We start from the raw sequence: 13,769 nt of genomic DNA, 5'->3' as shown, positions 1-13,769 counted from the left end.
TCAACTATGCTTGCATATCAGTACATTGTTAAGCGCAAACAATGATAATAATAAATTTTCTGAAATTTTTGACGATTGATTCAAGTAAGTGTTTTAAGTAATCCTTCAAGTTTTAATTGAATTTCTGCAAGTTCTTTTTCTGGTTGAGATCCCTTAACTATACCAGCGCCAGCATATAATCTAGCATTGTTATCAGAGATAAGAGCAGAACGAATGCCTACGATAAATTCACTATCTTCATTAGAATCAATCCAACCTAGAGGCGCTGCATAAAGTCCACGTGTAAATTGTTCATAACACTTAATTCTTGTACAAGTTATAGCCTTAGGAAATCCAGAAACAGCAGGAGTAGGATGCAAAGTAGCAACTATGTCTATAGGATGAATATTAGGCTTTAAGTTGCTATAAATCGAGGTCCAAAGATGCTGTATATTAGACAGTTTCAAAAGTTTAAGTGGGAAAACTTTTGGATTTAATCCTATGTTCAATAAACTTTCGACAATATATTTAATTACAATTTGGTGTTCATATCTTTCTTTAGGACTTTTTAGAAGCTTTTGAGCTAAATAAAAATCTTCATATTTATTACTACCTCTTGAAGAAGATCCTGCTAAAGCATCTGTTATGAGTTTCTTGCTTTTAATACTAAGTAATCGCTCAGGGCTAGCTCCGATAAAGCATTGATTTTTCCCATTATTAATTGCAAAGACATAACAATCTGGATAGTAAGAACGTAAATTATTGAGACAATTAATGATAGAAAAATTTGCAGAATTTTTTAAATCTAAAAAATCAGCTAATACTAATTTTTTGAATTTATTACTTCTGATAGACTTTAGTATTGAATTAACAGATTTTTTGAATTTTTCTTTCCTTATTGAACTTATATTACAAGAAACCACTTTTTTAAACTCTTTTTTGTTACTTTGATATGTTGTTAAAGAAAGAATTAGTTTTTTTATAGTTAAAATTTTGAGAATTATTTGTTTAATATCTGTTTTTTTCTTAATCAATATATTAAAAGTTAGAGTACTACTATTTTTAGTCTTAATTAATTGAACATAAGGCAAAAAAGCAAAAGCTGGTGGAAAAGAACAATAAAGATAATCTGTCTTATCAAAAAAAGTGAAACCAGAAAAGATACGAGGAGAAGCTTTAATTTCTTTTTTTTCTTTTATCTTAATAATTTTTGCTAAACAATCTTTTGTAAATTTTTTAGATATGGAAAATCTATTCGAGGAATCAATATCAAAATATTGAGTTGCACCATATCCTAAGACTTCTTCATTATTAACCTTATTTTCCCAATAAAAATAAATTGTATCCAATAGAGAACTTGTATTTTTTTTGTTAATCAAAAAATTTAAAACAGACAAGGTATCAACTGTATTGATAACGTAAGATAAACTTATAATAACTGACTGATCATAACTTTTAAACTTTGTTTGATAAGTCGTCAGTAAATTTTCTAAATAGTATGGATTATTTATAAAACTAGTACTATTGGGTATAAATATTGAGGTAATAGACATCGTAAATTTATTTATAACTTATTTTGCTTTTGCACAATATTGATCATATGTCTTAAATATTACCCATATCTTAAATTACAGTTCTTTTCAGAATCATATCACAGAGATTATTCTAAATTAGAAATTTTATGAGTATAGTATCTACGAGAAAATTAACATCTAGGCAGAGATTATGGCTTGCTGCAATTAAAGTACCAGTATACAGTGTATCTGTTATTCCAATAATTGTAGGAAGTTCAGCTGCGTTTGAAAAAATATCAACATTTGACTTTAGAATTTTTACTACTTTTCTAATATCTTCCATTTTAATTATTGCTTGGATAAATATTAGTAATGATTATTTTGATGCTGATACAGGAATTGATAAAAACAAGCCTCATTCTATTGTTAATTTAATTAACAATAAATCTTTAATATTTTGGTTATCTAATATATTTTTGATTTTAGGTATTGGAGGAATTGTTTTAATTTCATGGCTGCAGAAGGATTTAACTGTATTATTTATGGTAATTCTTTGTTGTATTTTAGGATATAGTTATCAAGGTCCACCTTTTCGCTTAGGGTATAAGGGGCTGGGTGAAATAATATCTTTTATTACATTTGGCCCAATAGCTGTATCAGCATCTTATTATTCTCAAGTTCAACATTTCTCTATTATAAGTTTAGCATCTGGTATTTTAATAGGAATTAGTACATCTATTATTTTATTTTGCTCTCATTTCCATCAAGTAAAAGACGATTTTTTTGCAGGAAAGCGATCGCCAATAGTATTTCTTGGTACGAAATTAGGTTCTATAGTATTAAAAGTAATAACTGTGTTTTTGATGTTTCTAGTAATATTTTTCCCAATACTAAAAATATTGCCGTTCTGGACTTTTTTGAGCTTACTTAGTTTTCCTGTTGCTCATAAACTTGTACAGCATGTCTCACAGTACCATAATCAGACTAGTAAAGTTAAAAATAGTAAATTTATAGCTATTAAATTTCATTTTTTTAGTGGAATACTATTATCAGTAGGCTTAATTTTGTCAAAGTTCATATAAAAAGATTAAATACTGTGCCATCAAAATGATGAGAATAATTCTATGACTTTTTTTAAATCAGATAGTATTTTAGAATCATTAGGCAATCAAGTTTTAGAAAAAACATTGGCAAAATTTGCTACACTCAATGCAGAACAATGTGCAATTACTTGGATTGTTTATAGAAAAACAAAAATCATTGAAGATAAGAAATCAATTTTTCCACAAGAATTTTCAAAACATTTAATACATGGATTCAATCATCGTGGTACTGAATCTATGTACCCAGCCAGTATTGTTAAATTATTCTATTTAGTTGCTATTCATCAATGGCTAGAGGTGGGAAAAGTAAGTCTTTCATCTGAGTTAAGTCGTGCTGTAAATGATATGGTAGTTCAATCTAGCAATGATGCGACCAGCTTAGTGATGGATAGTCTAACAGATACGAACAGTGGTCCAGAGTTAGTAAATAATAATTTTTCAGCCTGGAAGTATAAACGAAACATTATTAATATTTATTTTAAAACGTTAGGATGGCAAGAGTTTAAACCAATTAATATTAATCAAAAAACCTGGTCTGATGGACCTTATGGAAGAGAGAAAAAATTCCTTGGGGAAATGAAAAAAAGTCGAAATGTTTTAACTACTAATGCAGTTGCAAGATTGTTTCATAATATTGTATCTGGTACAGCTGTCTCTTTAGAACGTTCCATGCAAATGATGAGTTTACTAAAAAGAGCAGTTGATGACATTCATTATAATAGTTCAACAGAAAATCAAGTTACAGGATTCCTTGGGGAAGGTCTTCCTAAAAATGCTGAATTATGGTCAAAAGCAGGATGGACTAGCCAGGTTCGCCATGATGCAGCATATATAAAAGTACCAGGTCTACCCCCATTTCTTTTCATAATGTTTATAGAAGGAGAAGAAAATAGTAAAAACAAGAAAATTTTTCCCTTTGTTAGCGAATTAATAGTAGAAAAACTTTATCTAAATAAGGAATATTTCTATTATTGGGATAATGAGAATTAAATATTATTCAATTACCTTACAGAATCACTTTATTTAAAAAATAATATTAGTAGTTGTTGAGAATATATTAAAAATAGTAATGAAAAAGTAAAAAATCATGTTTTAATTTAACGAATAACTCTAAAATTTATTAACAAACTACTTTAAATATGTTGATTGATAAAAAAATTCTTGTTTACATTTAATAATATATTGCGATATTTCGTAATATAAGAGATTATTCAAGAACTAGGGATATTTTCTCTTTGACGTTTCGTCTTTTTTATAAATTTTTATTATAATTTATAAAAGTTTTCTTTTTTATAACGATTAGACATATTCATGGAACTATTAGATTCTAAAGGACGTTTTCTAGGAAGACTTAGCATTCTAGATGTGGGAGCTACATTAATTATTATTTTAGCTATTGCTAGTATTTTTATTGTTCCGAATAAGTCTGGAACAAGTACTATTGCTCAGGTTGCTAGAAATCCAATTGAAGTTGATGTTATTGTAAGAGGCTTAGGAGTAGGAGATCCAGATTTACTTATTAACCAATTTAAAGAAACTAAAATAACAAATATTGTAATTCGTCATCAACCTGCCGGAGAATTTGAAATTAAAAAAGTTACTCCACTTCCTAGAACCATAGCAGTTCCTCAACCTGATGGTTCTGTTAAAGCTCTTCCTGATCCAAGACCAGAAATTATATTTTTCCAAGATATGATTTTAACACTCAAAGGAAATGCGCAGCTAACAGACACAGGAGTAGTTGTTGGAAAACAAAAAATTAAAATTGGAACTAAAATCGAATTAGAAGGGAAAAATTATAATTTTAATACGAGTACTATCGCAGTAAGAATTTTAAAATAGATTATTAGTAATTTATTTAGTTTTTTAATAATAAATAGCTTTCCCAAATATTGAAACATATTGTGTAAAACACAATATGTTTCAATGTCATCTTTATCATAGATAGATTTTTAAAAAATTTTAATGTAAGATAATTTAAAAAAACAAGTTTAAAAATTTTTTAAATTGACCTTATTTATTAGAGTATTCGAACAATACATAGTTACTAAAACACAGCTAATTTACATTATGTTTTAGTAACTTAATTAAGACCTAAATTAGCTTTTAAGCTAATTTCCGATTGTTTCTTTTGCTGCGTACATTACTTCAATTGTAACTTCAGATAGGTTACGTTCACGAGCAAATTTCTCCGTGTTACGCTTCACTTTACCACGTACAAAACCAGGAATTTTATTTAATTCTGTTTGAGCTTCTTTATTCCAATTTAAATCAGAATTAGCAGATATTCCTTTAGTGATAGTTTCTTTGGTGTCATGTCCTCCAAAAATTTCAAGTAAATGATCCTCCATTCCTAACGTAAAAGAATTATAAATTAAATCAGTAATTTGATTTGTCCCTTCATATCCACAAAAAGGCTTATATCCTATAGGAAAGTTCTGTATATGAATTGGTGATGCAATTACTCCACATGGAATATTCAACCTTTTGCCAACATGACGTTCCATCTGTGTGCCAAAAATCGCAGAAGGTTCTAAACGTGCTATTGTATTAGCAATTTCACCATTGTTATCACTAATTAATACTTCGCCGCAATATTCACTAACCTGTTCCTTGAACCATTCAGCATCATATTTACAATAGGTTCCAGCTAAAACAACATCAATTCCCATTTCCCTGGCTAAAATTTTTGTCATAGCTGCAGCATGAGTATTATCACCAAAAACTACTGCTTTTTTGCCTGTTAAATTCTGACAATCAATCGATCTGGAAAACCATGCTGCTTCAGAAACGTATAAAGTTTGTTTATTAATATAATCTTCAAAATTTACATTTTTACCTTGTTCATTAATTACTTGTTGGATTTTACGAATGCATTTTGCAGTCTCAACGACGCCTATAGGAGTTATGTCAATATAAGGAATATTAAATTCAGACTCTAAATATTTAGCAACACTTAATCCCAATTCTCTATAAGGGACTAGATTAAACCATGCTTTGGTTAAATTTTTCAGATCATGAACTGATGCTTTCTCAGGAATTATCATATTTACAGTAATTCCTAAATCTTTCATTAACTTCTGTAATTCAGTACAGTCATGTTTAGCATGAAAACCAAGAGTAGATATACCTATTATGTTAACAGAAGGATTTTTTGTTTTTTCGTTTGGTAATTCACATTTTTTATTTGCTTTATCTAGATAAAATTTTACAATTTGATGCAAAGTTCTATCAGCTGCTTGTAACTCGTTGTAACGATAATGATTGACATCAGCTAGGATAACATCTCCTTCTGTATCCATTTGTGCACGCTCTACAAAGTTAGCCAAGTCTTCTTGTAAAATACTTGAAGTGCATGTAGGCGTTAAAACAATAAGGTCTGGATTTTCCTCTTTATCTTTCCTGATAATATTATTAATAACTTTATCTTGAGAACCACGAGCTAAAACATTTCGATCTACTATGCTTGCAGTTACAGGGGTAAAGTTTCTTTCCCTTTCCAGCATAGATCTCATAACGTTAAAATAGTCATCACCAAGAGGTGCATGCATAATTGCATGCACGTTACGAAAAGAACTAGCAATGCGGAGGGTGCCAATATGAGCTGGTCCAGCATACATCCAATAAGCAAGTTTCATGATTTTTTCCTCATACACACTTCAAAAAGCAATTTTGATGTTTTCTATTATCTCAAAATAATTGCATTACTGAATTATTCCTTAAATAATCTTATATCAAGAATAAACATATCCTGATAAAAAATTTAATATTTAAATTTATAGAAGTTACTTAAGTTGCCAAAAAATTATGTAATTTTTCAAATTTTGACTATATGGTCTAATTTTGATTCAACATCTCGTATCTTTTTACCTTTCCAGAGCAAACGTATAGGGGTCCCAGAAAAGCCAATTTGTTGGCGAAACTGACCTTCTATATATCTGCGATAATTATCATTAAATCTTTTTGGGTCGTTAACGAATAAAACAATAGTTGGAGGTTGATTAGATACTTGAGTTCCATAATAAATTTTCCCTTGTTTCCCTTGCCTTGTTGTAGGAGGAGAATGCCATCTTATAGCTTCTTCTAAAACTTCATTAATTATAGAAGTATTAATACGACGTCGGTGCTCTTTTACGGCTATATCTACCAGGGGAAAAATTTTTTCAATACGCTGTCCTGATTTTGCGCTAATAAAAATGAGGTTTGCCCATTCCATAAAATATAGCCGATTCATTACATTCTTTTTATATGAATAAATAGTGTAAGCATCTTTCTCTACAGCATCCCACTTATTAACAACAATTATTGCTGACCGCCCCTCGTCAATAATACGATCTGCTAGTTTAATATCTTGTTCTGTTACTCCATCAATAGCATCAATAACTAATAAAACTACATCCGCTCTTCGAATTGCCTTGAAAGCACGGTTAATACTGAAAAATTCAGCTCCATATTCAACATTTTTTTTACGACGAATTCCTGCCGTATCAACTAAGCGATAAACTTTACCTTTTCGTTCTACAATTGTATCAATTACATCTCTTGTGGTTCCAGCAATAGGACTAACAATAGCTCTTTTTTCCCCTAAAAATGCATTCAGAAGACTTGACTTACCTACATTAGGACGTCCAACAATAGAAACATTTATTTCTTCAGGATCAAACATTTTATTGGAGGATGGTAGATGTAAAATTAACTTATCTAAAAATTCTCCTGTTCCATTACCATGAATCCCTGAAATTGGATAAGGTTCTCCCAAGCCTAGCTCCCAAAACTGTGCCGCTTGTATTAAGCCATGCTCAGGAGACTCACATTTGTTAACCGCAAGTAATACTGGAACTTTTTGCTGTCTTAGCCAGTTTCCTATCTCATAATCTCCTGTAGTAGGTCCCAATTGTCCATCTACTACAAAGACAGCTACACTAGCTTCACTTAATGCTGTCATGGCTTGCTCTCTAATTAAAGGAAGGAATTCAGTATTATCATTGAATACTAATCCCCCTGTGTCCACAACGAGAAAATCATGAGTACGCCAAAAAGCTTGTCTATAAACGCGATCACGAGTAATTCCTGGCTCATCATGAACAATTGCTTGTCTATTCTTTGCTAAACGATTAACTAATGTTGATTTGCCTACATTAGGACGTCCAATAACTGCAACAATGGGTAGTGTCATATAATCAAATTTTAAATTAATAAGTCTTAGAAGAATAATGTTACTTTGTCATATACCAGAATATTTTTAAAATCAAAGTTTGAAATATTTATTTAATAAATAGTGACCTAATTACTATGAGCTAAAAGCTTTTACTATTGATATATAAAATATCAGATTAACTGTTTCCAAATTTAATGTTAAACAAAATATTAGCAGATATAGTCTTGCAATGCTTGAACATTTAAAGGTTGATTTTGTAAGGAACGAATAGCAGTAACTGTAGCCTTTGCACCAGCTATTGTCGTAATAACTGGTAACTGATAGTCTAAGGCCGTTCTCCTGATTTTTTGTGCATCCACTTGTGACTCTTCCCCATTCGGAGTATTTATAATAAATTGAATTTTCTTATTTTTAATCCAGTCTATAACATGCGGACGACCTTCGTGAAGCTTAAGAATAGTTTCCACTCCTATGATTCCATTGTTTTCTAAGACTTTCTGCGTACCTGATGTTGCAACTATTTTGAACCCTAACTTTTCTAAATCTTTAGCGATTGGAACAGTTAAAATTTTATCTCTATCACTAGTAGAAATAAAAACAGTCCCATTAATAGGCAAATTGATACCAGAAGCAATTGCTGCTTTGGCAAATGCTTTACCAAAATCATAATCTATCCCCATAACTTCACCGGTAGAGCGCATTTCTGGTCCTAATAAAGTATCTGTACCAGGAAATTTTTGAAAGGGTAAAACGGCTTCTTTAACAGCAACGTAGCGGGGAATAAGTTCTTTATGTACGCCTAGTTCAGATAAGGTTTTCCCTGAAATAACTAGAGAAGCAATTTTTGCAAGAGGTCTTCCTGTAGCTTTAGATACATAAGGAACAGTACGAGATGCGCGTGGATTAGCTTCTAAAATATAGACTTCTTCTTGCTGTACTGCATATTGAATATTAATTAATCCAATAACTTGTAGACTATTAGCTAATTGAGATGTCCATTTACGAATAATATCCAGAACCTTTTCAGAAAGTGTTGTAAAAGGAATTGAACAAGCTGAATCTCCAGAATGTACACCTGCTTGTTCAATGTGCTCCATTATTCCTCCAATAACAACCATGCCAGTTTTGTCACATAAGGCATCAACATCAACCTCGACAGCATCTTCTAAAAATTTATCAATTAAAATCGGATGGTCAGGCTCTACTTGTATTGCGTAGTCCATGTAATGTTTTAATTCTTTATCAGAATAAACAATTCGCATAGCTCTTCCCCCTAAGACATAAGAGGGGCGAACTACTACAGGATATCCAATATTAGAGGCAATACTTAAAGATTGTTCAAAGCTACGAGCAATCCCACCAGGAGGCTTTTTAATTTGAAGATCGCATAATATTTTTTCAAAGCGTTCTCTATCTTCTGCTAAATCAATAGAATCAGGAGGAGTTCCCCAAATTTTTGTCTGGACACAAGAACTTGGATTGTCGAAGTATTCTTGCAAAGGTACTGCAAGTTTTAATGGAGTCTGCCCTCCAAATTGAATAATAACTCCTTCAGGATTTTCTACTTCAATTATGTTTAAAATATCTTCTCTTGTTAAAGGTTCAAAATATAAACGGTCACTTGTATCATAATCTGTGGAGACAGTTTCTGGATTAGAATTAACCATTATAGTTTCATAACCATCCTGAGAAAGAGCAAAAGAGGCATGGCAACAACAGTAATCAAATTCTATTCCTTGTCCTATGCGATTTGGTCCTCCACCCAAAATCATTATCTTAGGCTTTTTAGTAAACAAGACTTCTGTGTCTTCTAATTCATAAGTAGAATAATAATAAGGAGTAAATGCTTCAAATTCAGCAGCACATGTATCTACAACTTTATAGACTGGAATTACACCTAGACTTTTACGATATTTCCTAACTTCATCTTCTGTATGATTAGTAATACTAGCTATTTGGCAATCACTAAAACCTTTTTGCTTAATTACTCTCATTTTCTCTTTATCTATATTTTTGAGAATAATTTGTCTAAGATATTTTTCAGTATCAAAAATATCTTTTAGCTTATCTAAAAACCAAATATCAATAGCGGTTAAATTATGGATTTCTTCTATTGTTATATCTAATTTTAAAGCTTTATAAATTGTGTAAATTCTATCAGGACTAGAGATTTGTAATTCAGAACGTACCTCAGACGGAGAAGGTAAGGTTGATTTTTGATCACAAGTAAAGCCATTAAATCCCGTCTCCAAAGATCTTAAAGCTTTTTGAAAAGATTCTTGAAAAGTACGGCCAATAGCCATAACTTCTCCTACTGATTTCATTTGAGTAGTTAAAATTGCTTGAGAACCAGGAAATTTTTCAAAAGCAAACCGTGGTATTTTGGTTACTACATAGTCTAAAGTAGGCTCAAATGAGGCTGGGGTTTTTCTAGTTATATCATTGCTAATTTCATTAAGAGTATAACCTACAGCAAGCTTAGCAGCGAATTTAGCTATAGGAAATCCTGTGGCTTTAGAAGCTAATGCAGAGGAACGAGAAACACGAGGATTCATTTCAATAACAATAGTATCGCCATTTGCAGGATTGACGGAAAACTGAATATTGGCACCTCCAGTTTCCACCCCAATCTCTCTAATTATTGATTTAGAATAATCTCTCAATTTTTGATATTCTTTATCTGTTAGAGTTTGAGCTGGTGCAACTGTGATTGAATCTCCTGTATGTACTCCCATTGGATCGAAGTTTTCAATAGAGCAAATGATAACAACGTTATCTGCTAAGTCTCTCATTACTTCTAGCTCATATTCTTTCCATCCCAATAATGACTGTTCTACTAATATCTGAGACATTGGAGATGCATCCAAACCAGTTTGTACAATATCTTCAAACTCTTCCTGGTGATAGGCAATACCTCCGCCTGTACCTCCTAAGGTAAAAGCAGGACGTATAATTAAGGGATAAGAACCGATATTAATTGCGATCTCTCGAGCTTCTTTTAAAGTATTAGCAATACCAGAAGGACATACAGGAACTCCTATGCTATCCATTGCTTTTTTAAATAATTCTCTATCTTCTGCTTTTTCGATAGCCGATAGTCTTGCACCAATTAATTCAACATTATATTTTTCCAAAACTCCACTTTTAGCTAAAGATACAGCAATATTAAGTGCAGTCTGCCCTCCCATCGTTGCTAGTAATGCATCTGGGCGCTCTTTAGCAATAATTTTTTCGACTATATCGGGAACAAGGGGCTCAATATAGGTTCGGTCAGACATTTCAGGATCAGTCATAATTGAAGCTGGATTAGAGTTGACTAATATAACTTCATAACCTTCTTCTCTTAAGGCTTTACAAGCTTGAGTACCAGAATAGTCGAATTCACAAGCTTGGCCGATTACAATAGGGCCTGCTCCTAAAATCATAATTTTTTTCAAGTCATCCCGACGTGGCATAGGCAAATTTATAAATATAATATTGTTTTATTGTTTAGCTGTTTTATGATTTAGGTTAGAATAATTATTCAATTTATATACATATTATCTTCTTTGTAAAAAATTTTCATCTATTCTATCGTAAAAACTTTTTTGTAAAAAAAACAACATTATTCGTTTACTCTATCAATAATAGATTAGTGGTTGATAAAAAGTTAGAAAAATATGTATCAAAATTTTTCTCTAATTTATTTCTAAAAAATTTAAGTAACTAAACCATGCCTGTCTAAAAGTATAGATAGATATTATGATCGACACAAAATGGAAGCCAAAAGTTACCATTGTATTTGACAACTTTGATAATAGACGTGTACCCATTTGTACTCCCAACACTCCTCCACATCCTAATATCAAACCAGTAAGCCAAAGTACATTATCATTTAAAGCATGGCCTATACTAGAAGAAATTGAGGTGATAAAAATTACTCCTAAACTATTTTGAATTGATATTTGCATAGTTTCTCGTAACAATAAAATCTGTAGAGGAACCATGATTACTCCCCCTCCAATTCCAAATAAGCCTGCTAGTAAACCACCTACTCCTCCTGTAAATAAACTTAAAAAATAATGAGCAAATACAGAGTTATTGTTTTGATAAATTGCTTTGGTTAAATAGTGTCGGTAGCTATACAAAAAAATATTAAAAGTTAGAAGAATGCTAAATAAAAGTAAAAGCCAATATTCAGGAATATAGTTAGCAATTTTTACACCAAATTGTGCTGTAACCATTGCCGGGATTCCTAATAAGAAAACTTTTTGCAAGTTTAAATTTCCCATCCGGCGATTTTGTAGGCTACCTGATGAAGCAATAATTACAATAGCCATGCTACTAGTAGCAACCGCCTGTAATGGTGTATTCTTAAATGCCAGTAGTAAAGAGACTAAAATAGCACCTCCTCCGATTCCTAAAACCCCTGCTAATAATCCAGAAAAAAGTCCACTGATGCTCAATATAAGAATGTAATCTAACATTTTTTATTTACACATAAATTTAAGCTTTTTAAAATAAAAAATTTATTTCTTACCTTACATGCACTAGTCTTTAAAAATAAGTATTAAAAAATAGCGTTATTTCTTAGTAGTGGGATGAAAGCTTTTTAATACTTAAAAAGTAAGACTTCAAAGTTATAGGTTCTATATTAATATTTTAAGTTCTATAGCTTTTTAGATAGACGTAAAATAATATTATTCAGAAGTATCACGACGATTAGATAAAAATGAAGGAATGTCAATTCCAACTGAATCTATAGATTGTATTTTTTGTTTAGGAGGAGTAAAAGAGTTTTGTGTAGTATTAAGATCCGGATTAGATTCCGTACTTAATACTTCTTCAGAATCTTTGGATCTACCAAATCCAGTTGCGATAACTGTTATACGTATTTCTCCTTGAAGCTCTTCATCTATTACCGCACCAAAAATAACATTAGCATCAGTATTGTCTACAACTTTCTCGTATATGGCTTTTGAAGCAATGCTTACTTCATGTAAAGTAAGGTCACTACTGCCTGTTATGTTTAATACTACTCCTTTTGCTCCTCGAATAGAATGTTCTAATAGTGGAGAGGAAATAGCCAAAGAAGCGGCGTCAAGCGCACGTGACTTACCTGAGCCACTTCCACTTCCCATCAAAGCAGAACCTGCGTTAGACATGATTGCTCTGACATCAGCAAAATCTACATTAACTAATCCAGGAATAGTTATAATATCGGATATTCCTTGTACTCCTTGGCGTAAAACATCATCAGCGAAAAGAAATGCTTGTTTGAGTGAAGTTTCTTGGTCAATTACTTGCAATAATTTATTATTAGGAATAACGATTAAAGTGTCTACATTATTGGTTAATTCTTCAACACCTTGGCGTGCCTGTACCATACGTCTCCGACCCTCAAATTCAAAAGGACGAGTTACGACTCCAATTGTAAGGCAGCCCTGCTCTTTTGCTATCTCTGCTACTACGGAGGCGGCTCCTGTTCCTGTACCACCGCCCATTCCCGCAGTTACAAATACTAAATCAGTATCTTGAAGAGCTTCTGCAATCTCTTCTCGAGATTCAATAGCAGCTTCTTTACCGATATTAGGATTACCTCCAGCTCCTAATCCTTTGGTTAACTTTTTTCCGATTTGTATACGGTTAGGAGCCAAGGACTGGCTAAGGGCTTGAGCATCAGTATTAACAGTCCAAAAATCAATACCTGTTAATGAACTTTCAACCATTCTATCAACTGCATTACATCCCCCACCGCCTACTCCAATTACTTTAATTCTTGCAGTACTATTTGGTATGATTTGCCCCTTCCCATTACTTTCTAAAGAACCTTTTAAAGATGAATTTTTTTGAGTGGAAGACAGGTCCTCATTATTCTTGGAATCGTTTTTTATTTTATCAGAAGGTTTGGAGTTGTCGTTGTTATTAAAACCAAAATAATCATTCATTAGTTTATTGTTAGAAATATTCATACCAAATATCGAATTAGTTATTTTAATCAAAAATTTCAAAAGTTAGTGTATCATTAAGAACACT

General features: G+C 31.6%; 9 protein-coding genes. 3 read left to right on the top strand and 6 right to left on the bottom strand.

Going from position 1 to position 13,769, the window contains the following annotated elements:
- Nucleotides 1-80: 80 nt before the first annotated feature.
- Nucleotides 81-1,532: an isochorismate synthase gene (locus UCYN_RS02450; RefSeq protein ID WP_012953918.1), complete on the bottom strand. Its 1,452-nt coding sequence runs from the start codon at nucleotides 1,530-1,532 to the stop codon at nucleotides 81-83.
- A gap of 128 nt (nucleotides 1,533-1,660) precedes the next feature.
- Between UCYN_RS02450 and menA the strand changes: the two genes are divergently transcribed.
- From menA to UCYN_RS02435, 3 genes are all read left to right on the top strand, one after another.
- Entirely contained in the window at nucleotides 1,661-2,575 is a 915-nt protein-coding gene (gene menA / locus UCYN_RS02445) for a 2-carboxy-1,4-naphthoquinone phytyltransferase (RefSeq protein ID WP_012953917.1), read from the top strand.
- A gap of 42 nt (nucleotides 2,576-2,617) precedes the next feature.
- Nucleotides 2,618-3,586: a serine hydrolase gene (locus tag UCYN_RS02440; protein WP_012953916.1), complete on the top strand. Its 969-nt coding sequence runs from the start codon at nucleotides 2,618-2,620 to the stop codon at nucleotides 3,584-3,586.
- A gap of 321 nt (nucleotides 3,587-3,907) precedes the next feature.
- A complete protein-coding gene (locus tag UCYN_RS02435; RefSeq protein WP_012953915.1) occupies nucleotides 3,908-4,438 on the top strand; it encodes a DUF4330 domain-containing protein in 531 nt (176 codons plus the stop codon).
- A 269-nt stretch (nucleotides 4,439-4,707) separates the two neighbouring features.
- On the opposite strand, the gene bchB is transcribed toward UCYN_RS02435, so the two are convergent.
- The 5 genes from bchB to ftsZ all read right to left on the bottom strand — a co-directional run bounded on the left by bchB (nucleotide 4,708) and on the right by ftsZ (nucleotide 13,705).
- A complete protein-coding gene (gene bchB, locus UCYN_RS02430) occupies nucleotides 4,708-6,234 on the bottom strand; it encodes a ferredoxin:protochlorophyllide reductase (ATP-dependent) subunit B (protein WP_012953914.1) in 1,527 nt (508 codons plus the stop codon).
- Nucleotides 6,235-6,413: 179 nt separating this feature from the next.
- The gene (der, locus tag UCYN_RS02425; RefSeq protein ID WP_012953913.1) at nucleotides 6,414-7,772 is read right to left on the bottom strand and encodes a ribosome biogenesis GTPase Der; all 1,359 of its coding nucleotides are present in this window, start codon (nucleotides 7,770-7,772) and stop codon (nucleotides 6,414-6,416) included.
- Nucleotides 7,773-7,963: 191 nt separating this feature from the next.
- Nucleotides 7,964-11,209 carry a carbamoyl-phosphate synthase large subunit gene (carB, locus tag UCYN_RS02420; RefSeq protein WP_012953912.1) on the bottom strand — a complete coding sequence of 1,082 codons (3,246 nt, stop codon included), beginning with the start codon at nucleotides 11,207-11,209 and terminating at the stop codon, nucleotides 7,964-7,966.
- Between the two features lie 222 nt (nucleotides 11,210-11,431).
- Nucleotides 11,432-12,220, bottom strand: a complete 789-nt coding sequence (locus UCYN_RS02415; RefSeq protein WP_012953911.1) for a sulfite exporter TauE/SafE family protein — start codon at nucleotides 12,218-12,220, stop codon at nucleotides 11,432-11,434.
- A 213-nt stretch (nucleotides 12,221-12,433) separates the two neighbouring features.
- Nucleotides 12,434-13,705, bottom strand: a complete 1,272-nt coding sequence (gene ftsZ, locus UCYN_RS02410; RefSeq protein ID WP_012953910.1) for a cell division protein FtsZ — start codon at nucleotides 13,703-13,705, stop codon at nucleotides 12,434-12,436.
- Between the last annotated feature and the right edge of the window lie 64 nt (nucleotides 13,706-13,769).

The organism is Candidatus Atelocyanobacterium thalassa isolate ALOHA, assembly GCF_000025125.1.
Taxonomy (GTDB): Bacteria; Cyanobacteriota; Cyanobacteriia; order Cyanobacteriales; family Microcystaceae; genus Atelocyanobacterium; species Atelocyanobacterium thalassae.
This window is presented reverse-complemented; position numbering and strand designations above follow the sequence as displayed.